General features: G+C 73.0%; 21 protein-coding genes. 7 read left to right on the top strand and 14 right to left on the bottom strand.

All coding sequences use genetic code 11. From position 1 onward, the window contains the following. Window positions 1-94 precede the first annotated feature (94 nt). Window positions 95-1,318 carry a type VII secretion-associated serine protease mycosin gene (gene mycP, locus V6U88_RS11220; protein ID WP_334452205.1) on the top strand — a complete coding sequence of 408 codons (1,224 nt, stop codon included), beginning with the start codon at window positions 95-97 and terminating at the stop codon, window positions 1,316-1,318. A gap of 69 nt (window positions 1,319-1,387) precedes the next feature. On the opposite strand, the gene V6U88_RS11215 is transcribed toward mycP, so the two are convergent. Both V6U88_RS11215 and V6U88_RS11210 read right to left on the bottom strand, forming a co-directional pair. Beyond that, window positions 1,388-1,681: a WXG100 family type VII secretion target gene (locus V6U88_RS11215; RefSeq protein ID WP_334452202.1), complete on the bottom strand. Its 294-nt coding sequence runs from the start codon at window positions 1,679-1,681 to the stop codon at window positions 1,388-1,390. A gap of 25 nt (window positions 1,682-1,706) precedes the next feature. Continuing rightward, window positions 1,707-2,024 (bottom strand): WXG100 family type VII secretion target, encoded by a 318-nt coding sequence (locus tag V6U88_RS11210; RefSeq protein WP_334452200.1) that lies wholly within the window; start codon window positions 2,022-2,024, stop codon window positions 1,707-1,709. 148 nt (window positions 2,025-2,172) lie between these two features. Between V6U88_RS11210 and eccE the strand changes: the two genes are divergently transcribed. The 4 genes from eccE to rarD all read left to right on the top strand — a co-directional run bounded on the left by eccE (window position 2,173) and on the right by rarD (window position 6,070). Next, on the top strand, window positions 2,173-4,110 hold the full coding sequence (gene eccE / locus V6U88_RS11205) for a type VII secretion protein EccE (RefSeq protein WP_442934614.1): 1,938 nt from the start codon (window positions 2,173-2,175) through the stop codon (window positions 4,108-4,110). A gap of 55 nt (window positions 4,111-4,165) precedes the next feature. Then, window positions 4,166-4,552: a phage holin family protein gene (locus V6U88_RS11200; protein WP_334452196.1), complete on the top strand. Its 387-nt coding sequence runs from the start codon at window positions 4,166-4,168 to the stop codon at window positions 4,550-4,552. Window positions 4,553-4,664: 112 nt separating this feature from the next. Beyond that, window positions 4,665-5,150 (top strand): GNAT family N-acetyltransferase, encoded by a 486-nt coding sequence (locus V6U88_RS11195; RefSeq protein WP_334452194.1) that lies wholly within the window; start codon window positions 4,665-4,667, stop codon window positions 5,148-5,150. After that, window positions 5,147-6,070, top strand: coding sequence for an EamA family transporter RarD (gene rarD, locus V6U88_RS11190; protein ID WP_334452191.1), 924 nt, complete (start codon window positions 5,147-5,149; stop codon window positions 6,068-6,070). Before V6U88_RS11195 ends, rarD begins: the two co-directional genes overlap by 4 nt. 7 nt (window positions 6,071-6,077) lie before the next feature. Here the strand turns inward: rarD and V6U88_RS11185 are convergent, their stop codons facing one another. Together V6U88_RS11185 and V6U88_RS11180 are read right to left on the bottom strand one after the other, a co-directional pair. Beyond that, a complete protein-coding gene (locus V6U88_RS11185) occupies window positions 6,078-6,776 on the bottom strand; it encodes an anti-sigma factor family protein (RefSeq protein ID WP_334452189.1) in 699 nt (232 codons plus the stop codon). Beyond that, window positions 6,773-7,267 (bottom strand): sigma-70 family RNA polymerase sigma factor, encoded by a 495-nt coding sequence (locus V6U88_RS11180; protein ID WP_088959261.1) that lies wholly within the window; start codon window positions 7,265-7,267, stop codon window positions 6,773-6,775. Before V6U88_RS11180 ends, V6U88_RS11185 begins: the two co-directional genes overlap by 4 nt. A gap of 236 nt (window positions 7,268-7,503) precedes the next feature. On the opposite strand from V6U88_RS11180, the gene V6U88_RS11175 reads away from it, so the two are divergent. Beyond that, window positions 7,504-9,612: a PhoX family protein gene (locus V6U88_RS11175; protein WP_334452187.1), complete on the top strand. Its 2,109-nt coding sequence runs from the start codon at window positions 7,504-7,506 to the stop codon at window positions 9,610-9,612. Between the two features lie 213 nt (window positions 9,613-9,825). On the opposite strand, the gene V6U88_RS11170 is transcribed toward V6U88_RS11175, so the two are convergent. Continuing rightward, a complete protein-coding gene (locus tag V6U88_RS11170) occupies window positions 9,826-10,608 on the bottom strand; it encodes an IclR family transcriptional regulator (RefSeq protein WP_334452185.1) in 783 nt (260 codons plus the stop codon). Between the two features lie 157 nt (window positions 10,609-10,765). On the opposite strand from V6U88_RS11170, the gene V6U88_RS11165 reads away from it, so the two are divergent. After that, the gene (locus V6U88_RS11165; protein ID WP_334452183.1) at window positions 10,766-11,950 is read left to right on the top strand and encodes an MFS transporter; all 1,185 of its coding nucleotides are present in this window, start codon (window positions 10,766-10,768) and stop codon (window positions 11,948-11,950) included. Between the two features lie 120 nt (window positions 11,951-12,070). Here V6U88_RS11165 and V6U88_RS11160 read toward each other — a convergent pair whose 3' ends face one another. The 9 genes from V6U88_RS11160 to V6U88_RS11120 form a co-directional block, all read right to left on the bottom strand. Beyond that, on the bottom strand, window positions 12,071-13,156 hold the full coding sequence (locus V6U88_RS11160) for a polyprenyl synthetase family protein (RefSeq protein ID WP_334452181.1): 1,086 nt from the start codon (window positions 13,154-13,156) through the stop codon (window positions 12,071-12,073). Between the two features lie 91 nt (window positions 13,157-13,247). Continuing rightward, a complete protein-coding gene (nuoN, locus tag V6U88_RS11155) occupies window positions 13,248-14,801 on the bottom strand; it encodes an NADH-quinone oxidoreductase subunit NuoN (protein ID WP_334452179.1) in 1,554 nt (517 codons plus the stop codon). Next, a complete protein-coding gene (locus V6U88_RS11150) occupies window positions 14,798-16,330 on the bottom strand; it encodes an NADH-quinone oxidoreductase subunit M (RefSeq protein WP_334452177.1) in 1,533 nt (510 codons plus the stop codon). Before V6U88_RS11150 ends, nuoN begins: the two co-directional genes overlap by 4 nt. A gap of 61 nt (window positions 16,331-16,391) precedes the next feature. Continuing rightward, window positions 16,392-18,317: an NADH-quinone oxidoreductase subunit L gene (gene nuoL, locus V6U88_RS11145; RefSeq protein WP_334452175.1), complete on the bottom strand. Its 1,926-nt coding sequence runs from the start codon at window positions 18,315-18,317 to the stop codon at window positions 16,392-16,394. Window positions 18,318-18,327: 10 nt separating this feature from the next. Continuing rightward, the gene (gene nuoK / locus V6U88_RS11140) at window positions 18,328-18,627 is read right to left on the bottom strand and encodes an NADH-quinone oxidoreductase subunit NuoK (RefSeq protein ID WP_088959269.1); all 300 of its coding nucleotides are present in this window, start codon (window positions 18,625-18,627) and stop codon (window positions 18,328-18,330) included. Next, on the bottom strand, window positions 18,624-19,394 hold the full coding sequence (locus tag V6U88_RS11135; RefSeq protein ID WP_334452168.1) for an NADH-quinone oxidoreductase subunit J: 771 nt from the start codon (window positions 19,392-19,394) through the stop codon (window positions 18,624-18,626). The genes nuoK and V6U88_RS11135 overlap by 4 nt, the downstream gene beginning before the upstream one ends. Then, window positions 19,391-20,047 (bottom strand): NADH-quinone oxidoreductase subunit NuoI, encoded by a 657-nt coding sequence (nuoI, locus tag V6U88_RS11130; protein ID WP_334452166.1) that lies wholly within the window; start codon window positions 20,045-20,047, stop codon window positions 19,391-19,393. Before nuoI ends, V6U88_RS11135 begins: the two co-directional genes overlap by 4 nt. A 1-nt stretch (window position 20,048) precedes the next feature. After that, a complete protein-coding gene (gene nuoH / locus V6U88_RS11125; RefSeq protein WP_334452164.1) occupies window positions 20,049-21,398 on the bottom strand; it encodes an NADH-quinone oxidoreductase subunit NuoH in 1,350 nt (449 codons plus the stop codon). Beyond that, window positions 21,395-23,911, bottom strand: coding sequence for an NADH-quinone oxidoreductase subunit G (locus tag V6U88_RS11120; RefSeq protein ID WP_334452162.1), 2,517 nt, complete (start codon window positions 23,909-23,911; stop codon window positions 21,395-21,397). The genes nuoH and V6U88_RS11120 overlap by 4 nt, the downstream gene beginning before the upstream one ends. Window positions 23,912-23,949 lie beyond the last annotated feature (38 nt).

Raw genomic sequence — 23,949 nt, 5'->3', positions numbered from 1 at the left:
ACAAGGTACGAACAAGATCACAATGGGCTGGCCGCAGGCGGTCCGTGAGGCGATAACATCGCGTTCCGGAGTCGACACGATACGGAGGCGGTCGATGTACCGGCCCAGCGCGCGATCGACCCTCGCCGGTCTGGCGGCGGTCCTGCTGACCGGCCTGCCGGCGCTCGCCGTGTCGTCGGGCACCTCCGCCCGGGCCGCCGCACCGGCCTGCTCCGCCCCGCTCGCCCCGGCCCGCTCGGTCACCGCCGTGCCGTGGGCCCAGCGCCGGTACGCGCCGGAACGGCTGGCGCCGCTCGCCACCGGCGCGGGGGTCACCGTCGCGGTGATCGACTCGGGGGTGGACCGGCGGCACCCGCAACTGCGTGGCCGGGTGCTGGACGGCGCGGACTTCCTCGACCCGGGCGGCGACGGCACCCGCGACTGCGCCGGCCACGGAACCGGGGTGGCCAGCATCGTCGCGGCCGGGTCCACCGACGGCATCGCCTTCCACGGGCTGGCGCCCCGGGCCCGCATCCTGCCGGTGCGGGTGAGCGAGCAGCAGGTGGTGGAGGGTCGGGAGTCGGGGCGCACGGTCAGCGCGGCGGACTTCGCCCGGGCCATCCGGTGGGCGGTGGACCACGACGCCGACGTGCTGAACCTCTCCGTCGTGCTGTACGCGGACAATCCCGCCGTCCGGGAGGCGGTGGCGTACGCGGTGCGCCGGGACGTGGTGGTGGTGGCCGCCGCCGGCAATCTGCACGACAGCGGTGACCCCCGCCCGTACCCGGCGTCGTACGAGGGGGTGCTGGGGGTCGGTGCCATCGCCCCGGACGGCAGCCGCGCCGCCTTCTCCCAGACGGGCTCCTACGTCGACCTGGTGGCGCCCGGCAGCGACGTGCTGATGGCCGCGCCGGAGCAGGGGCACCATCGGGCCGAGGGCACCAGCTACGCGACGCCCTTCGTGGCCGCCACCGCGGCGCTGGTCCGGCAGTATCGACCCGACCTGACCGCGGCGCAGGTGGCGCGGCGGATCGTCGGCAGCACCGACCCGGCGCCGGGTGACGGTCGGGGCGGGTACGGCGCGGGCGTGCTGAACCCGTACCGGGCGGTCACCGAGACCGGGGCGGCCCCGACGACGGGCGTACGCGCGGCGGCCGCCCTGCCGGCGGACCGGCCCGACCCGGCGCTGCTGGCCCAGCGGGCGCGGCGTGCGGCGGCGCGGGAGAAGGCCCTGCTGGTCGCCGGGGTCACCGGTACGGCCGTCGCGGCGGCGGTGCTGCTCGCCCTGGTGCTGCCGCGCGGCACCCGGCGGGGCTGGCGTCCGGCCGGACCGGCCTGAGCCTTCCCCGGTCCGGGCACGGCGACGGCGGCGCCCACTCCGATGGTCGGCGCCGCCGTGCGGCCGGGCTCACTGGAACAGGCCGACGTTCCTCTTCTCCGTGTCGAGGTAGTCGGTGGCGGAGTCGTTCACCGCGAGCTTGATGTCGCGCAGCATGGCCTGCAGGTCCTGCGAGGCGGACCGCCACCGCGCCTGCCGCTGCTCGTACGCCTGCTGCGCCTCGCCGGTCCAGTTCGCCACCAGTGGGGCGGCGTCCCGCTCCAACTGACCGAGCTGCGAGTCGAGCGTGTTCAACGCCTTCTGGATGTCCGCGCTGGCCTGCTGCAGCGCGGCGAAGTTGACGACCAGGACACCGTGGTCCATCGGGTGCTCCTCCCCCTGCGTGTGGTTAGAGCGGCAACTGGATGCCGCGGTTGGTGCCGGCGATCCGGCCGGCCGCCTCGTCGTCGGACACGTCGTACTGCCGACCGGCGGTGCGGATCGCCGACGCGGTCTCCCGCAGGGCCCGCTGCAGGGCCGCCTGGTCCTGCGACCACTGCTGCTTGACCTGCTCGAACGAGCGGCCACCGGCGCCGCGCCAGGCCTGCTGCAACACCTCCAGCTCGGCCATCAGGCCGCTGAGCATGCTCTGCAGCGACTGGTCCACCTGCTCGAACTTCGCGGCGGTCTGCTGCATCACCGCGGCTTCTGCCTGGGTCTGCGCCACCCGGACGTCACCTCGTCTCTGGGGTCGTGGCTGCCGTCGGACGATCCATGGACGCCTCTGGGCGGGGGCCCACGGCGGTACGGTCAGCCGAACTCGTCGCTGACGGTAGCGGCCCGATCGCGGTTGTGCTACCCCCTCGGGTTCCCCTGTGGACAACGGGCAACGGGGAGGACCCTTACCATGGGTCACGCCGCCGTCGCGGTACGGTGCGCGCCGGGAGTCCGGCGGCCCCGCGAGGCGGTCCGGCACGTCGAGCGGAGGAGACGCGGTGACGGCGAGCACGACGGCGCGGCCGACCTCCCGCCAGCCCCTTCCGCCACAGTGGAGTGCGGTCGCCGCCCGTCGGTCGACCGCCGTCCGCGCCGGTCAGATCGTCGCCGCGCAGGTCGCGGTGGCGCTGCCGGTGGCGGCCCTCGGCCGGGGCGTGGTGGCGACCGCGCTCGCCCTGGTCGCCGCCGGGCTGCTGCTCGCCGCCGCCTGGGTGCGCCGGCGGGGCCGATGGCTGTTCGAGTGGCTGGGCACCGGCCTGGCGTACGCGACCCGGCGGCGGCTGCTCGCCCCGGCAGCCGGCCCGGCCGCGCTGCTGGACCTGGTGCTTCCCGGTGCCACCGTGCGGTCGGCGGAGCTGGCCGGCGGGCCCGCCGCCGTGGTCGACGACGCCACCGGGCTGGCCGCGCTGATCGAGCTGGGCGATCTCGGCGACCTGCTCGGCGACGGCCCTCGTGCGCTGCCGGGGCCCGCTGCGCTGCTGCCCCCGGCCGCGACCGAGCAGCCGCCGGTGCGGGTCCAGCTCCTGCTGCACGCCGCTCCCGCCCCGGCGCCCGGCGCGGCGGGCGGGACGGTGGGGACCTCGTACCGGCAGCTGACCGAGGGGCGGTTGCCGGGGCAGGAACGGGCGCTGCTCGCCGTGCGGGCGCTGCGGGTGGACGGCTGGTCGGACGAGGAGCTGCGAAGGGCCCTCTCCGGCACCGTGCGCCGGATCGTGCGGCGACTCGGCCCGGTCGGCGCCCGACCGCTCGGCGAGCACGCGGCGCTGCGCGTACTCGGGGAACTGGCCCACCACGACGGTGCCCGGCCGACCCGGGAGACCTGGCCGGCGGTGCGCTCCGCCGACCTCCTCCAGGCCGGCTTCCGGCTGGCTCGCTGGCCCGACCCGCGCACGGACCTGGGCCGGCGGCTGGTGTCCCGGCTGCTGGCGTTGCCGGCCACGGCGACCAGCGTGTCGCTCTGCGCCGGCCCGCGCACCGGCGCCGACGCCGCGCCGGTGCCGGCCGAGCTGACGGTACGGCTGACCGCCCGGACCCCCGACGAGCTGGCGCTGGCCGACCAGGCGCTGCACCGGCTCGTCGCCGACGCCGGCGGCGAGGTACGCCGGCTCGACGGTGCGCACCTCGACGCCCTGGCCGCCACGTTGCCGCTCGCGGTGACCGGCGGCCCGGTCCCGCCCGGCCCGGACCCGGAGCCGCTGGAGCTGTCCCTCGGCGACGCCGGTCTGATGGTGGGCGCCAACCGGCACGGCGGCGCGGTGACCCTGCGCCTGTTCCGCGCCGAAGGCACCCGGCTGGTGCTGGTCGGCGGGGTCCGCGCGGCGCAGTTGCTGGTACTGCGGGCGATGGCGCTGGGCGCCCGGGTGGCGGTACGCACCGGCCGGCCGCGGGTCTGGGAGCCCTTCGTGCGGGGGGTGGGCGGCACCGGAGGCGGCATCGCGGTCCTCCCGCCGGGCCGCCCGCTGGCCGGGGCACCGGGCTCACCGCTGTCTCCCCTGCTGCTGGTGGTCGACGCGGGCGCGGCGGCCGACGATCCCGGTCCCGGCCCGGCCTGGCAGGCGACCCTGGTGGTGCGGGACGAGCTGACCGCGGCCGACGCGGACGTCCTGGGCCGGGCCGACCTGGCGGTGCTGCAACCGCTGGACCAGCGGGAGGCGACGCTGGCCGGCGCGGCGCTCGGCCTCGGCGGCTCGGCGGAGTGGCTGACCCGGATCCGGGACGACATGGTGGCGGTGGTGAACCGTCGGGCGCTGCGCTGGGCGCTGCTCTCGCCCACCCCGATCGAGTCGCAGCTGATCGGCCGGCCGGCCCGCAGCTGAAGCCGGGGCACGCGGAGGGTTCCCGTGGTGGACCTTGCGTGGCACGATCCCCGCCATGAGTTTTCTGAAGGGCCTCCTGATCCGGCTGGGCTCCACGGCGGTCGCCTTCTGGCTGGCGACGCTGCTCATCCCGGGCATCACCCTGGACTCCGACTCGGCCGTCGAGACGGTCACCACGCTGCTGCTGGTGGCGGTGATCTTCGGTGTGGTCAACGCGGTGCTCCAGCCGATCATCAAGTCTGTCGGCTGCGGCTTCTACCTGCTGACGCTCGGTCTGATCGCGCTGGTGGTCAACGGCCTGCTCTTCCTGCTGACGAGCTGGATCGCCGGTGAGGCCGGGCTACCCTTCCACGTCGACAGCTTCTGGCCGGAGGCGGTGCTCGGCGCGCTCTTCGTCAGCATCGTGACCTGGATCCTCGGCGCCATCCTCGACCGCGACTGACCCCGGCGACGCCCGGGCGGGACGCGCAGGCGCGACGCCCGGGCGCGAGCGACGGCCAGCGGCCGGGAATTGGCTCGCGCGGTCCGGGGTGGACCGGATTAGCGTGGCCGGCGTGTTCACCCTGACCCGTGACGACGGCTACCTGCTCAGCACCGACCCCGACCGGATCGACCTGGACCGGGTGCACCGCTGGCTCTCCACCGACGCGTACTGGGCGCTCGGGCGGAGCCGGGAGACGGTGGCGCGCGCCTTCGCCGGCTCGATCCCGTACAGCATTCACCGCGACGGCGAGCAGGTGGCGGTGGCCCGGGTGATCACGGACCGGGCCACCTTCGCCTGGCTCTGCGACGTCTACGTGGCACCGCAGGAGCGCGGACGCGGGCTGGGCACCTGGCTGGCCACCGCAGTCCGGGACCACCTGGCCGGGCTGGGTGTGCGCCGGATCCTGCTGGCCACCCTCGACGCCCACGGGGTGTACGCGAAGGTCGGCTTCCACCCGGTCGAGCCGGGCCACTGGATGGAACTGGACCACCGTCCGGTGAACCAGGTCACCGGAAAGGAACAGACACCCGTTCCGCCCCTTACGGTGGAGGGGTGAACGCGGTCCGGCTCGGCTACCTGTACGGCTTCGGTGCGTACCTGCTCTGGGGCTTCTTCCCGATCTACCTGAAGCTGCTGCGCCCGGCCGGGCCGGTGGAGATCCTGGCCCACCGGATCGTCTGGTCGGTGCTCTTCGTCGCGCTGCTGCTGGCCGCGATGCGCAACATCGGCTTCCTGCGCGCGCTGGCCCGTCGGCCACGGACGCTGGCCGGCATCGCCGTCGCGGCCGCGCTGATCGCGGTCAACTGGGGCACCTACATCTACGGGGTCAACTCCGACCGGGTGGTGGAGACCGCGCTCGGTTACTTCATCAACCCGCTCGTCGTGGTGCTGATCGGCGTCTTCGTGCTGCGTGAGCGGCTGCGCCCAGCGCAGTGGGCGGCGCTCGGCGTCGGCGCGGCGGCCGTCGTCGTGCTCACCGTCGACTACGGCCGGCTGCCGTACCTGGCGTTGACGCTGGCCTTCAGCTTCGCCGGCTACGGCCTGGTCAAGAAGCGGCTCGGGCTGCCCGCCGCGGAAGGGCTCTTCGTCGAGTCGGCGGTGCTGGCGCTGCCCGCCGTGGCGTACCTGGGGTGGCTGGCGCGGGGCGGGGAGTCGACCTTCGGGCACGTCTCGGTCGGGCACACCCTGCTGCTGGTGCTGGCCGGCGCGGCCACCGCCGTGCCGCTGCTGCTCTTCGCCGGGGCGGCCAACCGGCTCCCGCTCTCCAGCCTGGGCATGTTGCAGTACCTCGCCCCGATCCTTCAGCTCGGCTGCGGGGTGCTGATCTTCCACGAGCCGATGCCGCCGGCGCGCCTGGCCGGCTTCACCCTGGTCTGGGTCGCGCTGATCGTCTTCACGGTGGACGCGGTGCGGCACACCCGCCGGACCCGCGCCGCCACCCGCACCCCGGTCCCGGTCACCGCCGCCGGGCGGTGACCGGGGATCAGCGCACGTCGTAGCCGAGGACGGCGGTGCCGTCGGCGCGGACCAGCTCCAGCCGGACCAGCTCCGCGTCGGTGAAGCGGGTCGCGCCGGTGAGGCGCACGTCGTCGCCGGGCGCGGCCAGCCACGAGCCGATCTGCTCCGTCGCGCCGTCCGGGCCGTGCGCCACCAGCCGGAACGTGTACGCCTTGCCGTAGCCGGCGGTCGCGTCGTACCCGCAGCGCATGGTGACCTCGGTACCCCAGTCGGTGCCGGTCAGCCCGATCTCGGCGTGCACCGGCACCTTCGCCGCCACCGGCTGCATGGCGACCATCCGCACCGCCTGGACGGTCGGCTGCGGCGGCGCGGGAGGGCGCAGCACGGCCGCACCGCCGACGCCCACCACCAGGGCGAGCGCGGCGGCGGCCAGGGCGGTGAGCGCGTACCGCCGGCGCGCGCCGGAGCGTTCGCGGCGCCGGCGCTCCCGTGCGGCGGCGATCAGCGTGGGGACCCGGTTCGGCTCCTGCGGCGGGGGCAGGAACTCGTCCAGCGCGGCCGGGTCGAGCCGGCCGAGCAGTCCGGGGAGCACGGCGATCTCCGCGACCGCCTCCCGGCAGGCCGCACAGCCGGCCAGGTGCCGCTCGTACGCGGCGCGGTCGGCGGGAGCGAGGGCGCCCAGCACGTACGCGCCGTCGTCGTGCGCGAACTCGCAGCGGGTCATCCGGTCACCCCCATCTCGGCCAGGACCAACCGTAGTGAGCGCAGCGCGTAGTGGGTGCGGGACTTGACCGTCCCCGGCGGGACGCCGAGCCGGGCGGCGGCCTCGGCCACCGAACGCCCCTGGTAGAAGCACTCGACCAGTACCTCCCGGTGGGTGGGGCTGAGCCGGTTCAGGGCCTCGGCGACGGTCCACGCCTCCACCGCGCGCTCCGCTTCGTCGACCGCCTCCGGCGGCTCGGGCAGGTCGTCGGTGAACACCTCACCGACCCGGGTGGACCGGCGGCGCCACGCGTCGATCGCCAGGTTCCGTGCGGTGGTGAAGAGCCAGGCGCGCACGGAGCCGCGCCGCGGGTCGAGCGACTCGGGGTGGCGCCAGGCCCGCAGCAGGGTCTCCTGCACCAGGTCCTCGGCCCGCGTCCGGTCGCCGTTGACCAGCCGGAGCGCGTGCGCGTACAGCGCCTCCGCGTGCTCGTCGTGCAGCGCGCGCAGCAGTTGGGCGTCGTGGTCGCTGATGGTGATCCCCTCGCTCTCCGCGGCGAGTGCGGCGAATGCGTTCGCCCGTGGATACGCGCCGTCACGCCGATCGGTTCACCTGCGACCGCTGTTCACATCCGGTTCACACCGAGTCCGGCGACCGCTCACCGGGCCCTGGCAGCCTCCGGCCGGTACGCACGTCGATCGGGGGTGATCCGGCGTGCCACCGACCTTGCTTCCAGGAGGCTCCTGAAATGAGCAACCGTCCCCGGCTGCTTCCGTTGCTGGATGCCACCCGCCACGGCAGCCGCGATGCGATGACCTGCCTGTACCGGTGCGGCAACGCCTGCGACCACCCGGTGCCCAACTCCTCCGACAACGCGTACTTCGGGGACCTGGTCTCCGCCGAGGTGTCCCGGCGCGGCGTGGTCCGGGCCGGCGCGGCCGGCGCGCTGGTGCTCGGCTTCGGCGGCGCGCTGGCCGGGGCCGCCCCGGCCGCCGCCGCCCCCGGCACACCGGTGGTGCCCGAGGCGACCGACTTCGGCCGCCCGCAGCCGTCCACCGGCGCGCTGACCTTCACGCCGATCCCGCCGAACCAGCTCGACACCCTGGTCGTCCCCAACGGGTACGACCACGCGGTGGTCATCCGCTGGGGCGACCCGGTGGTCCCCGGCGCCCCGGAGTTCGACCTGCACGGGCAGCACGCCGCCGCGCAGTCGAAGCAGTTCGGCTACAACAACGACTTCGTCGGGGTGCTGTCGCTGGACCGGCGGGGCCGGCGGGCGCTGCTCGTGGTCAACCACGAGTACACCAACGAGGACCTGATGTTCCCCGGCTTCACCGGCCTCGACGCGCTGACCGTGGAGCAGCTGCGCACGGCGATGGCCGCGCACGGCATGTCCGTGGTGGAGCTGGAGCGGGTCGACGGCACCGGGCAGTGGCGTCCGGTCGCGAGCGGCCGCCGGCCGTACAACCGGCGGGTCACCGCGCTGGCCACCAAGTTCGAGCTGACCGGGCCGGCCGCCGGCTCGGCCTGGCTGCGCACCGCCGCCGACCCGAAGGGTCGTACGGTCGTGGGCACGCTGAACAACTGCGCCGGCGGGGTCACCCCGTGGGGCACGGTGCTCTCCGGCGAGGAGAACTTCAACCAGTACTTCGTCGGGGCGGACGCCGCTGCGGAGGAGCTGAAGCCGAAGCTGGCCCGCTACGGCATCACCACCACCGCCCGCTACCCCAGCGGCAGCCGCAAGTGGGAGCGGGCCGACGAGCGCTTCGACCTGTCGAAGCACCCCAACGAGGCGCACCGCTTCGGGTGGATCGTCGAGATCGACCCGTTCGACCCGGAGAGCCGCCCGCGCAAGCACACCGCGCTGGGCCGGTTCAAGCACGAGGGCGCCAACGTGATCGTGGCGAAGAGCGGGCACGTGGTCGCGTACATGGGCGACGACGAGCGCTTCGACTACCTCTACAAGTTCGTCTCCGACAAGAAGTTCCTGCCGGGCGACTCGTGGGTGGCCCGCAAGCACAACCTGACCCTGCTGGAGTCCGGCACGCTCTACGTGGCGCAGTTCGCGCAGACCAGCGCCGCCGAGATCGACGGCTCGGGCAAGCTCCCGGCCGACGGCGCGTTCGACGGCCGCGGCCGGTGGATCAAGCTGGTCAGCGGCGGCCGCTCGTACGTCGACGGGATGACCGCCGCCGAGGTGCTCACCTTCACCCGGCTCGCCGGCGACAAGGTCGGCGCGACCAAGATGGACCGGCCGGAGGACGTCGAGCCGAGCCTGCTCACCGGCAAGGTGTACGTGGCGCTGACCAACAACACCGACCGGGGCAAGCCGGGCAAGCCGGGAGCCGACGAGGCCAACCCGCGCAACCTCAACAAGCACGGCCAGATCCTGGAGCTGGTCGAGGACCGGGGCGACAACACCGCGGAGAGCTTCGCCTGGTCGCTGCCGATCGTGGCCGGCGACCCGAGCGACCCGTCGACCTACTTCGCCGGGTACGACAAGACCAAGGTCTCGCCGATCTCCTGCCCGGACAACGTCGCCTTCGACGCCGCCGGCAACCTCTGGATCTCCACCGACGGCAACGCGCTGGGCAGCAACGACGGCCTCTTCGCCACCGCGATCGAGGGCCCGGAGCGGGGGCACCTGAAGCAGTTCCTCACCGTGCCGGTCGGCGCCGAGACCTGCGGCCCGTTCATCACCGGCGACAACCGCTCGGTCTTCGTGGCCGTGCAGCACCCCGGTGAGATCACCGGCGCCTCCGTGGAGAAGCCGGCGTCCACCTGGCCCGACGGTGACTACGCCAAGCCGGGCGTGGTCGTCACCTGGCGGCTGGACGGCGGCCCGATCGGCAGCTGACCCCACCCCGGCGGCCCGGCCTCGGACCGTCCGCGAAAGGCCCCTCCGGTGCGGAGGGGCCCTTCGGCGTTCGCCCCGGGCCTGCCACCCCCGCCGCCCCCGCTTTGCGGCGTGTCGGGGTGTCCCGGCCGTCGGTCACCCCGACACGCCGCAAACGGGGCGCGCACGGCGCGGAGCAGCACGGCGCGGGGCAGTGGCGGGGGCGTGGGAAGGTCAGACGTCGGCGGCGATGCCGTCGGCTACGGCGCGGGCGACGGTGAGCAGCTTGGCCCGGACCACCCGGGCGGAGGTCATCATCTCGCTGGCCGGCAGCGCGCAGGCGAGCACGACCCGGCGTTCCATGTCCTTGTCCGGGGTGACCAGCACCGAGGCGCATGCCACTCCCTGCCGGAACTGCCCCAGCTCCAGCTGCATGCCGCGCCGGTCCCCGGCGGCCAGGTCGGCCTCGAACGCCTCGACACTGGTCAGGGTGGCCGTGGTGAACGGGCGCATGCCGTACTCGCGCAGGTAGCGGAAGCGCTGCTCGGCGGTGAGGGTGGCGAGCAGGCTCTTGCCGAGGGCGGTGGCGTGCGCCCCCTCGTCGAAGCCGGGGACCAGATCCTCCAGGTGCGGCGAGCGCGGCCCCTCGGCGACCGCCGTGACCGCCACCTGGCCGCCGACGAATCGGCCCAGGTAGTGGCTCCAGCCGGTGTCGGCGGCGGCCCGGCGCAGCGTCTCCCCGACCGCTGGCGGCCCCCGGAAGGCGGTGACCAGTTCCCGGTACCGGTCGGCGATCTCCAGACCCACGATGTACGTGCCGTCCTCGCGCCGGATCACGTAGCCCTCGTAGGCCAGGGTGCGGACCAGGTGGTAGGTGGTGGCCACGGTCAGCTCGCAGCGCCGGGCGATCTGCTTGACGGTCAGTCCCTTGGGGGCGCGACCGACCGACTCGAGAACGCGTAGCGCGCGGGAGACGCTCCGGATGAGATCCGAAGGCTCCGCCAGGGGGTCGCGCACAACCACCTCCGCAGCCGGGGGACTTACACCATATGAAAAACCGCCCGGGGACGGAACGCCCGTTCGGGTCGAGGATTCCGGATCTGGTCGCATGTGGCGTGTATCGCTGCGACACGCCGAGCCCCCGTGAGCTGGGCTCACGTAGGTTGGCCGGACGATGACCGACACCGCGCTCACCCCCTCGCCCCGCCGGCCGGCCGTACCCCCGCTGCGGGCCGGTGCCGGCGCCATCGCCACCACCATCGCCTCGGTCCTGCCGGTCTTCCTCGTCGGCGGCCTGGCCGTGCAGATGGGTGACGACCTCGGTTTCTCCCCCGCCGGTCTGGGCCTGGCCGTGTCGGTCTACTTCGGCATCAGCGCGCTGGCCTCGGTGCCGTCCGGCCGCCTCGTCGAGCGGTACGGCCCGGCGGTGGTGGCCCGCGCCGGCATCCTGCTGGCGGCCGGCTGCCTGCTCGCCATCGCGGTGGGCGCCCGGTCGTACCCGGTGCTGGTCGCCCTGCTCGGGTTGAGCGCCGCCGCGAACGCGCTCGGGCAGCTCGCCAGCAACGCGGCGCTGGCCCGGCACGTGCCGGCCCGGCGGCAGGGCCTGTCGTTCGGGGTGAAGCAGGCGGCCATCCCGGTCTCCACCCTGCTGGCCGGCGCCGCGGTGCCCACCATCGCCCTCACCGCCGGCTGGCGCTGGGCGTTCGTGGCGGCGGCCGGCGCCGCGCTGGCCGCCCTGCCCGCCGTACCCCCGGGGGAGGCCGGACCGGCCCGGAAGGCCGCCGCAGCGCGCGGCGGGCGGGCCACCGCGGCCCTGGTGGTGGTCGGGGTGGCCGCGACCCTCGCCGCGGCGGCGGCCAACGCCCTGGGCACCTTCGTGGTGGACTCGTCGGTGGCGCGCGGTCTGGCGCCGGGGCTGGCCGGGCTGACCCTCACCCTGGGCAGCGCGGTCTGCGTCACCGCCCGGGTCGGGGCGGGTTGGCTCGCCGACCGGCGGGCCGAGGGGCACGTGGCCGTGATCGCCGGGATGCTGGTGGTGGGCGCGGGCGGGCTGGGGCTGCTCGCCCTGACCGGCGCGGTGCCGCTCATGGTCGGCGTGGTGCTCGGCTTCGGCCTCGGCTGGGCCTGGCCGGGGCTGATGAACTTCGCGGTGGTCAAGCTGCACCCGCAGGCGCCGGCCGCCGCCACCTCGATCACCCAGACCGGGGTGTACGCGGGCGGCTGCCTCGGCCCGCTCGCCCTCGGCGCAACCGCCGCCACCGCCGGCTACCCCACCATGTGGCTGACCGCCGCCGCCGCGATGCTGGCCGCCGCCGCCCTCATGCTCCTAGGCAGCCGCATGCTCACCCACCCCCGCTGACTGACCCGCCCCCGATCCTGTCCGTTGATCATGAAGTTGACGGCGAAGTGGATCGCGAAGAGTGCCGCCAACTTCATGATCGACGCGGAGGATGAGCGCGCGGGGGGGTCCCGGGGGGGGTTAGCTGGTGCGGTCGGCGATGTAGTCGCAGAGGGATTCGAGGGCGCGGCGGGCCGGGCCCTGCGGGAGCGGGGCGAGCTGCGAGCGGGCGTCCTCGGCGTAGCTGCGGACGGTCTCCCGCGCGCGCTTGAGCGCCGGAGACTCGCGGAGCAGGCCGAGCGCCTCGGCGTGCAGCGCGTCGTCGACCAGCGGGCCGGTGGCCAGGATCTCGCGCAGCCGCACCGAGGCGGCGTCGGAGTCGTCGGCGGCCCGGGCGTAGAGCACCGGCAGCGTCGGCACACCCTCGCGCAGGTCGGTGCCGGGCGTCTTGCCCGACTGCACCGACTCGCTGGCGATGTCGAGCAGGTCGTCGGAGAGCTGGAAGGCCACCCCGATGGTCTCGCCGTAGCCCGCGAGGGCCTCGGTGTGCTCGGCCGACGCCCCGCCGAACATGCCGCCGAAGCGGGCGGAGGTGGCGATCAGCGAGCCGGTCTTCTCGGCGATCACGTGCAGGTAGTGCGCGACCGGGTCCTCGCCGGCCCGCGGGCCGACGGTCTCGGCGATCTGCCCGTGCACCAGCCGGGCGAAGGTGCGCGCCTGCAGCCGGACGGCCTCGGTGCCCAGGTCGGCGGCGATGTCCGCGGCCCGGGCGAAGAGGTAGTCGCCGACCAGGATCGCCACCGAGTTGGTCCAGCGGGAGTTGGCGCTCGGAGCGCCCCGCCGCACGGCCGCCTCGTCCATCACGTCGTCGTGGTAGAGCGTCGCCAGGTGGGTGAGCTCCATCACCACCGCGGCCGGGACGACCTGCGGGCCCTCCGGGTCACCGAACTGGGCGCCCAGCGCCACCAGCAGCGGCCGGAACCGCTTGCCGCCGGCCTCCACCAGGTGCCGGGCGGCCTCGGTGACGAAGGGGTCGGCGCTGGCCACACTGGCCCGCAGCTCGGCCTCGACGGAGTCGAGCAGGCCCAGCACGGAGGCCTCGACGCGCGGATCGGCGAGATAGACGCCGAGCGCGCCGACCTGACTCGTGCCCGCCCGGCTCCGACGACCGCCGGAGCCGACGACGCCTGAACGCTCGCCAGCCGGAATCACCACGCCATCAACCATGCCACACCCGTTCGACCTGCTCCGGGGCGGGGATACAGGCGCGGGGCCGGCGCGCCACCGCGCACCGGCCCCGCATCGTCACGCAGGCGTCTCACCGTACGAACGCGGCGGCGTCCGTGGCCAGGTCGAGCAGCGGGGCCGGGGCCACGCCCAGGACCAGGGTGGCCACCACGCCGATCATGAGCGCCGTCGCGGTCAGCCCGCCCGGCACCGCCACGGTCGGGGTGGTCTCGCCCGGCTCGGAGAGCCACATCATCACCACGACCCGCAGGTACGGGAAGGCCAGCACCATGCTGGTCAGCACACCGGCCACCACCAGCCAGGCGTGGCCGCTCTCCAGCGCCGGGCCGAAGACCGCGAACTTGCTGGTGAAGCCGCTGGTGAGCGGGATACCGGCGAAGGCCAGCAGGATGAAGGTGAAGATGCCGGCGTAGAACGGCGACCGGCGGCCCAGCCCCGCCCAGCGGGACAGGTGGGTGGCCTCCCCGTCCGCGTCCCGGACCAGGGTCACCACGGCGAACGCGGCGAGCACCGAGAAGCCGTATGCGGCCAGGTAGAACATCGTGCCGGAGACGCCCTCACCGGTCGGGGCGAGCACCCCGACCAGCAGGTAGCCGGCGTTGGCGATCGAGGAGTACGCCAGCAGCCGCTTGATGTCGGTCTGGGTGACCGCCAGCACCGCGCCGACCAACATGGTGAGCACCGCGACCGCCCCGAGGACCGGGGTGAAGTCCCAGGCCGCGTCGGCGAACGCCACGTGGAACACCCGCAGCAGCGCACCGAAGGCGGCCACCTTGGTGCAGGCCGCCATGAAGCCGGTGACCGGCGTCGGGGCGCCCTGGTAGACGTCGGGGGTCCAGACGTGGAACGGCGCCGCGGCGGCCTTGAAGAGCAGGCCGATGGAGAGCAGGGCCATGCCGGCGAAGAGCAGCACCGGGCTGGCGGGCGACTCCTTCACCGCGGCGTGCACGGTGGCGAAGTCGACGCCGGCCGACCGGCCCGGCATCCCGGCGGTGAAGCCGTAGATCAGCGCCACGCCGAACAGGAAGAACGCCGACGCGTACGCCCCGAGCAGGAAGTACTTCATCGCCGCTTCCTGGCTCAGCAGCCGCCGGCGACGGGCCAGCGCGCAGAGCAGGTAGAGCGGCAGGGAGAAGACCTCCAGCGCGATGAACATGGTCAGCAGGTCGTTCGCCGCCACGAAGATCAGCATGCCGCCGATCGCGAAGGTGGTCAGCGGGTACACCTCGGTGGCGCCGTTGCTCCCCTCGGCCTGCCGCCGGTCGTCGGCCGACTCGGCGGTGACCGCGGCCTGGGCGACGAACGCCCCGCCGCGCTCCACCGTGCGGTCGCCGATCAGCAGCAGCGCCATCGCGGCGAGCACCAGGATGGCGCCCTGGAGGAAGAGGGTGGGGCCGTCCACCGCGATCGCCCCGCCGGCGGTGAGCAGCCGGTCGTCGGCGTTGAGCACCACCATCACCAGCGCGGCGAGCACCGCCAGCAGGGCGAGCGACAGCTGCACCACGTGCCGGCGGCGGCGCGGCACGAAGGCCTCCACCAGCACGCCGAGCAGGGCGGCGCCCAGCATGATCAGGATCGGAGCGAGCGCCGCGTAGTCGATCGACGGCAACTTCAGCTCGGTCATTTTGCGGCCTCCTGGACGCTGCCGACCGTCGGGGCGGGATCGGTCCGGCCGACGTCGTTCATGGTCGCCTGGATGGCGGGGTTGATGACGTCGGTGACCGGCTTGGGGTAGAAGCCGAGCAGCACGATCAGGGCGATCAGGGGTGCGACCACGACCTTCTCGCGCAGGCTGAGGTCACGGCGCATGGCCTCGACCTCGGTCAGCTCCGGGTTGAGCGTGCCCTGCGTGGTGCGCTGCACCATCCAGAGCACGTACGCGGCGGCCAGGATGATGCCGAGCGTGGCGATCACCGCGACCGGCTTGTTCACCGTGAAGGTGCCGATCAGCACCAGGAACTCGGAGACGAACGGCGCGGTGCCGGGCAGCGCCAGCGAGGCCAGACCGGCGAAGAAGAGCACCCCGGCCAGCAGCGGCACCAGCTTGCCCGCCCCGCCGAAGTCCTTGATCAGGGCCGAGCCGCGGCGGGCGATCAGCATGCCCACCACCAGGAAGAGCAGGCCGGTGGCGAGCCCGTGGTTGAGCATGTAGAGCACCGCACCGGTGCCGGCCTGGGTGGTGAAGGCGAAGATGCCGACGCCGATGAAGCCGAAGTGCGCGATCGAGGTGTACGACACCAGCCGCTTCAGGTCGGACTGGCCGACCGCCAGCAGCGCCGCGTAGATGATGCCGATCAGGCCCAGCGCCAGCGCCCAGGGGGCGAACCACTTCGACGCCTCGGGGAAGAGCGGCAGGCAGTAGCGCAGGATGCCGAACGTCCCGACCTTGTCGAGCACGCCGACCAGCAGGGCGGCCGCCCCGGCCGGGGCGGCGCCACCGGCGTCCGGCAGCCAGGTGTGGAACGGGAAGAACGGCGCCTTGATGGCGAAGGCCAGGAAGAAGCCGAGGAAGAGCCAGCGCTCGGTGCCGGTGGAGATGTCCACCTGGGTCAGCGCCTGCCAGTCGAAGGTCTTCCCGCCGACCACCCAGAGGCCGATCACCGCGGCGAGCATGAACAGACCGCCGACGAGCGAGTAGAGGAAGAACTTCACCGCCGCGTACTGCCGCTGGTGGCCGCCGTAGCTGCCGATCAGGAAGTACATCGGCACCAGCATGACCTCGAAGAACACGTAGAACAGGAAGACGTCGGCGGCGGCGAAGACGCCGATCATCGTGCTCTCGAGGATGAGCAGCAGGGCGAAGTAGACCGGCACCGACCGCTTCGACGCCTCGGCGTCGTGCCAGGACGCCAGGATCACCAGCGGCACCAGCACCGCGATCAGCATCAGCATGACCAGCGCGATGCCGTCGGCGGCGAAGGTGAAGTTGACGCCCCAGTTCGGGATCCACGGGTACGACTCACGGAACTGGAGCCGGTCGCCGCCGGTCTGGAACGAGATCCACATGACCACGGAGAGCACCAGCACCAGCAGCGACCAGCCGAACGCCACCTGCTTGGCCAGCTCCGGCCGGCGACGCGGCAGGAAGGCCACCACCAGGGCGCCGACCAGCGGTGCCACGGTCAGCACCGAGAGGAACGGGAAGTTGGACATTATTCGGCCTTACCTCCGTCGTCACTGCGTGGTCCGCCGGCGGCGGCCGGGAAGAGGTCGATCACGACAGCCACCCCGCCTGCACGGCCAGGAATGCCGCCATCACGAGCAGCGCGCCGGTGAGGATGGACGTCGCGTACGACCGGACGAAGCCGGTCTGCAGCCGCCGGAGCCGGCCCGAGCCACCGCCGACCGCCGCGGCGAGGCCGTTGACCAGACCGTCGACGCCCCGGTTGTCGAGGAAGACCAACGCCCGGGTGAGGAAGATGCCCGGCTTCTCGAAGACCGCCTCGTTGAAGGCGTCGGTGTAGAGGTTGCGCCGGGCCGCGGTGACCAGCACGCCGGCCGGCTGCGGGGCGGTGGCCGTGCCGTTGCGGAACAGCATCCAGGCCAGCCCGGCGCCGAGCACGGTGATCAGCAGCGACAGCGCGGTGATCACGCCGTGCGACAGCACCGCGTGGTGGCCCTCCTCCTGGCCGCCGAGACCGGCGGTGGCCTCCAGCCAGTCCGGCACCGAGGTGGCCATCAGGAAGCCGGCCCCGACCGAGCCGATCGCCAACAGGATCAGCGGGATGGTCATCAGCTTCGGCGACTCGTGCGGGTGCTCGATCTCCTCGGTCCACCGCTTCGGCCCGTGGAAGGTGAGCACGAAGAGCCGCGTCATGTAGAAGGCGGTCAGCCCGGCGCCGAGCAGCGCGGCGCCACCGAAGAGCCAGGCCGTCCAGCCCTCCCGCTCGAAGGCGGCCACGATGATCGGCTCCTTGGAGAAGAAGCCGGAGAAGGGGAACATGCCGATGATGGCGAGCCAGCCCATCATGAAGGTGATCCAGGTGACCTTCATGTACTTCGACAGGCCGCCGAAGCGCCGGATGTCCACCTGGTCGTTCATGCCGTGCATGACCGAGCCGGCGCCGAGGAACATGTTGGCCTTGAAGAAGCCGTGCGCCAGCAGGTGCACGATGGCCAGCGCGTACGCCGCGCCGCCCAGGCCGACGCCGAGGAACATGTAGCCGATCTGGCTCACCGTCGACCAGGCCAGCACCCGCTTGATGTCGTCCTTGGCGGCGCCGATGACGCAGCCCATCAGCAGGGTCAGCGCGCCGACGCTCACCACGACGAGCTGGAGCGTGGCATTGGCCGAGAAGATCGGGTTGGAGCGGGCGATCAGGTAGACGCCCGCGGTGACCATGGTGGCGGCATGGATGAGCGCCGACACCGGGGTCGGGCCCTCCATCGCGTCCGGCAGCCAGGCCTGGAGCGGGAACTGACCGGACTTGCCGGCCGCGCCGAGCAGCAGCAGCAGGCCCAGCGCCAGCACGGTGCCGGCCTGGAGCGCGCCGACGCCGTTGAAGACCTCGTCGTACTGGGTGGTGCCGAGGGTGGCGAACATGATGAAGATGCCGATCGCCAGGCCGGCGTCGCCGACCCGGTTCATCAGGAACGCCTTCTTGCCGGCGGTGGCCGCGCTCGGCCGCCCGTACCAGAAGGAGATCAGCAGGTACGACGCCAGACCGACGCCCTCCCAGCCGAAGTAGAGCATCACGTAGTTGTTGCCGAGCACCAGCAGCAGCATCGCGGCGACGAAGAGGTTGAAGTACCCGAAGAACCGTCGCCGGCCCTCGTCGTGCGCCATGTACTCGACCGCGTAGAGGTGGATCAGGAAACCCACCCCGGTGATCAGCAGGACGAAGACCGCGGCCAGCGGGTCGAAGAGCAGACCGAAGTCCACCTTCAGGTTGCCGACCGTGATGAAGTCCCACAGGCTCAGCTCGACGGACTTGTTGTCCAGGCCGCGGAGCTGGAAGAAGTAGCTGAGCCCGAGCACGAACGCGGCGCCGATCGCCGCCACGCCGAGCCAGTGCCCCCAGCGGTCGGCCCGCCGGCCGAGCAGCAGCAGGATCGCCGCGCTGACCAGCGGGATCGCCACCAGCAGCCAGACGCTGCCGAGGAGCCCCGAGGCTTCGGCGTATCGAACGGTCTCTTCCACCGGGACCCCTCTAGTACTTCAGCAGGTTGGCGTCGTCGACGCTCGCGGAGCGCCGAGTCCGGAAGATCGACATGATGATCGCGAGCCCGACCACGACCTCGGCCGCGGCCACCACCATCACGAAGAACGCCATGATCTGGCCGTTGAGGTCACCGTTGATCCGGCTGAAGGTGACCAGCGTCAGGTTGGCCGCGTTGAGCATCAGCTCGACGCACATGAACAGCACGATCGCGTTCCGCCGGACGAGCACGCCGACGGCGCCGATGGTAAAGAGCACCGCGGCGAGGATCAGGTAGTAGTCCGGGGTCACTTGTCCGTCCCCTTCAACGTGGTCTCCTCGGCGGTCATCTCGCGCTGCGGCAGGATCGCCGGGGTGCTGCGGTCGGTCAGCCGGCCGTCGGGCAGGCGGGCCGGGGTGGCCACCGACGAGGAGGTGGCGAAGACACCGGGCCCGGGCTTCGGGCCGGGGTAGTTGCCGGGCCGGAACCGCGCCTTCATGGTGGCGACCTGGTCCAGCTTGTCCTCGCGGTTGCGCTCGATGTGCGCCAGCACCATCGCGCCCACCGCCGCCGTGATCAGCAGCGCGGAGGTCAGCTCGAAGGCGAAGACGTACTTGGTGAAGAGCAGCCGGGCGATGCCCTGGACGTTCCCCTCGGCGTTGGCCTGCTCCAGGCCGACCGCGGTGACCCCGTCGAGCGCCCGGGACAGGCCGGTGCCGACCAGGCCGGCGAAGCCGAGCCCGAGCAGCACCGCGGCGACCCGCTGGCCGCGCAGCGTCTCGATCAGCGAGTCGGAGGCGTCCCGGCCGACCAGCATCAGCACGAAGAGGAAGAGCATCATGATCGCGCCGGTGTAGACGATGATCTGCACCATGCCGATGAACGGGCCCGCCTGGAGCACGTAGAACACACCCAGGCAGAGCATGGTCAGCACCAGCCAGAGCGCCGAGTGCACGGCGTTGCGGGCCCACACCATGCCGATCGCGCCGATCAGCGCCAGCGGGGCGAGGATCCAGAAGGTGACCTCCTCACCCCCGGACACCTGGCTCGCCGCGGCGAGCACCGTCTGCGTGGTCATGCTCCCGCTCCCTTGCCTGCCGCGGACCCGTCGGCGGCGGCCCGCTGGGCGTGCTGCTCGGCGCCGGGGAAGGTCACCCCGGGGTGCTCCTCCACCTGGTACCGGCCCGGGTTGTTGGCCGCGTGCTCGGCACCGGCCGAGGTGCCCGGGTTCTCCAGTGCGCCGACGTAGTAGTCCTTCTCGCTGTCGCCCAGCCGCATCGGGTGCGGCGGCTGCTCCATCCCCGGCAGCAGCGGCGCGAGCAGCTGCTCCTTGGTGAAGATCAGGTCCTGCCGGTTGTCCCGGGCCAGCTCGTACTCGTTGCTCATGGTCAGCGAACGGGTCGGGCAGGCCTCGATGCAGAGCCCGCAGAAGATGCACCGGGCGTAGTTGATCTGGTAGACGCTGGCGTACCGCTCACCCGGCGAGAAGCGCTGCTCGTCGGTGTTGTCGCCACCCTCGACGAAGATCGCGTCCGCCGGGCAGGCCCAGGCACACAGCTCACAGCCGATGCACTTCTCCAGGCCGTCCGGGTGCCGGTTGAGGATGTGCCGCCCGTGGTAGCGCGGCGCCGACACCGGCGGCTTGAACGGGTAGTCGGTGGTGACGACCTTCCTGAACATGTGCGAGAAGGTGACCCCGAAGCCCTTGAACGTTCCGGTGATCGCGCCCACGTCACACCTCCCTGGAGTCCGAGCCGGTGGCGATGTTGGCCGGCTCCCGCTCGGCGACCACGCGCTTGGTGCGCGGGCTCGGTGGTACCTGAAGGTCCATCGGTGGCAGCGGGAAGCTGCCGTGCGGCCGACTGTTGACCTGTTCCTGCACGGTCTGCTTCGGCTCCGGCCGGCGGCTGGGCCAGAAGAGCGTCACCAGCAGCAGCACGCCCGCCCCGATGGCGGTGGCGAGCAGCCGGTCGCGCGACTGCCAGTCCTCGATCGAGCGCAGCCCGGAGAGCACCAGGATCCAGACCAGGTTGATCGGGAGCAGGACCTTCCAGCCGAAGCGCATGAACTGGTCGTAGCGCAGCCGGGGCAGCGTGCCCCGGAGCCAGACGAAGACGAAGACCAGGATCAGCACCTTGCCGAAGAACCAGAGCATCGGCCACCAGCCGGAGTTGGCCCCGGCCCAGAAGGTGGTGATCGGCGCGGGTGCCCGCCAGCCGCCGAGGAAGAGCGTCGTGGTGACCGCGGACATGGTCACCATCGACACGTACTCGGAGAGCATGAAGAGCGCGAACTTCAGCGAGCTGTACTCGGTCATGAAGCCCGCGACCAGCTCGGACTCCGCCTCGGGCAGGTCGAACGGCGCCCGGTTGGTCTCACCGACGGTGGAGATGAAGAAGATGATGAAGCTCGGCAGCAGCAGGATCGCGTACCAGCCGGGGGCCGGGAGGTCGAAGCCGCCGATGCTGAGCTGGGTGCCGTTCGCCTGGGCGGCGACGATCCCGCTGGTCGACATCGTGCCGGCGGTCATGAACACCGCCACGATGCTCAGCCCCATCGCGACCTCGTACGAGATCATCTGGGCGCTGGAGCGCAGGCCGCCCAGCAGCGGGTACGTCGAGCCGGAGGCCCAACCGCCGAGCACGATGCCGTAGATGCCCATCGACGAGCAGGCCAGCAGCACCAGCACCGCCACCGGCACGTCGGTGACCTGCAGCGGCGTCCAGTGGCCGAAGATGCTCACCATCGGGCCGAACGGCACCACCGACAGCGCGGTGACCGCGCAGATCACCGAGATGGTCGGCGCGAAGAAGTAGACGACCTTGTCGGCGGCCCGCGGGAGGATGTCCTCCTTGAAGGCCATCTTCAGACCGTCGGCGAGGGTCTGCAGCAGGCCGAACGGGCCGACCTGGTTGGGGCCGGGCCGGACCTGCATGTAGCCGACGACCCGCCGCTCGAACCAGACGCCGAGCAGCGTGGCCAGCAGGCCGAAGACGAAGGCGAACACGATCTTGCCGAGGACCAGCCACCACGGGTCCCTGCCGAAGTCGGCCAGCGTCGGGTCCTGCGCGAGGAAGGTCATGCGACACCCCCGGAGTTGAGGAGCGGACCCGGGCGACCGGCCTCGTCCGCCGCGATCCGTCCGGCCGGGATGGCCGCGCCGGTCGCGGCGGGGACGGAGAGCCGTACGACCGCGCCGGACGTCGCGCCGAGGCTGCGCCGGACGGTCGAACCGGGTGAGTTGGTCGGCAGCCAGACGACGCCGTCCGGCATCTCGGTGATCTCCGCCGGCAGGGTCAGCGCCCCCCGGTCGGTGCCCACCGTCACCGGGTCGCCGTCGGCGACGCCGAGCGCCTCCGCGGTGCCCTTGCCCAGCCGGGCCACCGGCGGGCGGGCGGTGCCGGCGAGGTGCTCGTCGCCGTCGGTCAGGCTGCCCAGGTCGATCAGCTGGTGCCAGGTGGCGAGCACCGCCTCGCCGGCGCCGGGCTGCGGCACCGCGGCCGGCGCGACGGACGGCGCGGCCGGGCGCTCGACCCGGGTCGGCGGCAGGCCGCCCAGCTCGCGGCGGACGCTCGGCACGTCACCCGTGCCCAGCCGGACGTCGAGTTGCGCGGCGAGGGCGTCCAGCACCCGGCCGTCGGTCATCGCAGCGGTGTGCAGCACCGCCTCGAAGGTGCGCAGCCGGCCCTCCCAGTCCAGGAAGCTGCCGGCCTTCTCCACCACCGGGGCGACCGGGAAGACCACGTCCGCCCGGCGGGCCACCGCCGAGTTGCGCAGCTCCAGGCTGACCAGGAACGGCACCGCGTCCAGGGCCTGCTCGGCCAGGCGCGGGTCGGCCAGGTCGGCCGGGTCCACACCGGCCACCACCAGGGCGCCGAGCTGGCCGTTGGCGGCCGCCGCGACGATCTGGTCGGTGTCCCGCCCGGCCTGGCTGGGGATCACCCCGGCCGGGATGTCCCAGGTCTCGCCCAGCTCGGCGCGGGCGGCCGGCTCGGTGACCGGACGCCCGCCGGGGAGCAGGTTGGGCAGGCAGCCCGCGTCGACCGCACCCCGGTCGCCCGCGCGCCGCGGCACCCAGGCCAGCCGCGCACCGGTACGCCGGGCGACGTCCGCCGCGGCGGAGAGCGCACCGGGCACGCCGGCCAGCCGCTCACCGACGAAGAGGATCGCCCCCTCGGCGCTGAGCGCCTCGGCCACCGTGTCGTGCTCGGCGAGCACGCTCGCCTCCTCGCCCGGCACCACCCGGGCCAGCTTGGCGCCGAGCTTCTCCAGGCCGCGGGTGGCGAACGGGGCGATCGCGTAGACCGTCAGCTTCTTCTTCAGGTACGCCTTGCGCAGCCGCAGGAAGAGGATCGGGCACTCCTCCTCCGGCTCCAGGCCGACCAGCACCACCGCCGGCGCCTTCTCCACGTCGGCGTAGGTCACCTCGGTGACCCCGGCGACCGTGCTGGCCAGGAAGTCGGACTCCTCGCGGGAGACCGGCCGGGCCCGGAAGTCGATGTCGTTGGTACGCAGCGCCACCCGGGCGAACTTCGCGTACGCGTAGGCGTCCTCGACGGTCAGCCGGCCGCCGGTGAGCACCGCGGTGCCCTGGCCGGAGTCGCGGGCCGCGCGCAGCCCTTCGGCGGCCCGGGTCAGCGCCTCGCTCCAGGACGCCTCGCGCAGCTCACCGCTGCGCTCGTCGCGGACCAGCGGGGTGGTGAGCCGGTCGAAGGCGCGGGTGTACTGGAAGCCCCACCGCCCCTTGTCGCAGTTCCACTCCTCGTTCACCGCGGGGTCGTCGCCGGCCAGCCGGCGCAGCACCTTGCCCCGCCGCCAGTCGGTGCGCTGGGCGCAGCCGGCCGAGCAGTGCTCGCAGACGCTCGGGCTGGAGACCAGGTCGAACGGGCGGGCCCGGAACCGGTACTGCGCGCCGGTCAGCGCGCCCACCGGGCAGATCTGCACGGTGTTGCCGGAGAAGTAGGAGTTGAACGGCACGTCGCCGCTGTCGTCCCCGCTCTCCGCGCCGTACGCGTCGTCCCGGTAGATGTTGATCTCCTCGGCGGACGACCGGCCCATCAGGTCGATGAACTTGTCGCCGGCGATCTCCTCCGAGAACCGGGTGCAGCGCTGGCAGAGCACGCACCGCTCGCGGTCGAGCAGCACCTGGGTGCTGATCGGCATCGGCTTCTCGTACTCCCGCTTGTGCTCGTGGAACCGGGAGTCGGTGCGGCCGGTGGACATGGCCTGGTTCTGCAGCGGGCACTCGCCGCCCTTGTCGCACATCGGGCAGTCGAGGGGGTGGTTGAGCAGCAGCAGCTCCATGACCCCCTCCTGCGCCTTCTTGGCGACCGGGGAGGTGAGCTGGGTGCGCACCACCATGCCGTCGGCGACGGTCTGGGTGCAGGAAGCGACCGGCTTGCGCTGCCCCTCCACCTCGACCAGGCACTGCCGGCAGGCGCCGGCCGGGGCCAGCAGCGGGTGGTCGCAGAACCGGGGGATCTCGGTGCCCAGCTGCTCGGCGACCCGGATCAGCAGCGCGCCCTTGGGGGCGGTGACCTCGACGCCGTCGATGGTGAGCGTGACCGTCTCGGTCTGCTTGGCTACGTCCGTCATCAGAGCCGCCTTTCATTCGCGACTGCGGGACTCGCAAG

The sequence above is a fragment of the Micromonospora sp. CPCC 205739 genome (genome assembly GCF_036906795.1).
In the GTDB taxonomy this organism is placed as follows: domain Bacteria; phylum Actinomycetota; class Actinomycetes; order Mycobacteriales; family Micromonosporaceae; genus Micromonospora.
This window is presented reverse-complemented; position numbering and strand designations above follow the sequence as displayed.

Bases quoted from the DNA above. Each gene is read 5' to 3' on its own strand.
- V6U88_RS11175 (WP_334452187.1), top strand. From the start codon at position 7,504: ATGAGCAACCGTCCCCGGCTGCTTCCGTTGCTGGATGCCACCCGCCAC.
- mycP (WP_334452205.1), top strand. From the start codon at position 95: ATGTACCGGCCCAGCGCGCGATCGACCCTCGCCGGTCTGGCGGCGGTC.
- V6U88_RS11215 (WP_334452202.1), bottom strand. From the start codon at position 1,681: ATGGACCACGGTGTCCTGGTCGTCAACTTCGCCGCGCTGCAGCAGGCC.
- V6U88_RS11120 (WP_334452162.1), bottom strand. From the start codon at position 23,911: ATGACGGACGTAGCCAAGCAGACCGAGACGGTCACGCTCACCATCGAC.
- V6U88_RS11200 (WP_334452196.1), top strand. From the start codon at position 4,166: ATGAGTTTTCTGAAGGGCCTCCTGATCCGGCTGGGCTCCACGGCGGTC.
- V6U88_RS11135 (WP_334452168.1), bottom strand. From the start codon at position 19,394: ATGACCACGCAGACGGTGCTCGCCGCGGCGAGCCAGGTGTCCGGGGGT.
- V6U88_RS11165 (WP_334452183.1), top strand. From the start codon at position 10,766: ATGACCGACACCGCGCTCACCCCCTCGCCCCGCCGGCCGGCCGTACCC.
- V6U88_RS11185 (WP_334452189.1), bottom strand. From the start codon at position 6,776: ATGACCCGCTGCGAGTTCGCGCACGACGACGGCGCGTACGTGCTGGGC.
- V6U88_RS11150 (WP_334452177.1), bottom strand. From the start codon at position 16,330: ATGTCCAACTTCCCGTTCCTCTCGGTGCTGACCGTGGCACCGCTGGTC.
- nuoH (WP_334452164.1), bottom strand. From the start codon at position 21,398: ATGACCTTCCTCGCGCAGGACCCGACGCTGGCCGACTTCGGCAGGGAC.
- nuoN (WP_334452179.1), bottom strand. From the start codon at position 14,801: ATGACCGAGCTGAAGTTGCCGTCGATCGACTACGCGGCGCTCGCTCCG.
- V6U88_RS11160 (WP_334452181.1), bottom strand. From the start codon at position 13,156: ATGGTTGATGGCGTGGTGATTCCGGCTGGCGAGCGTTCAGGCGTCGTC.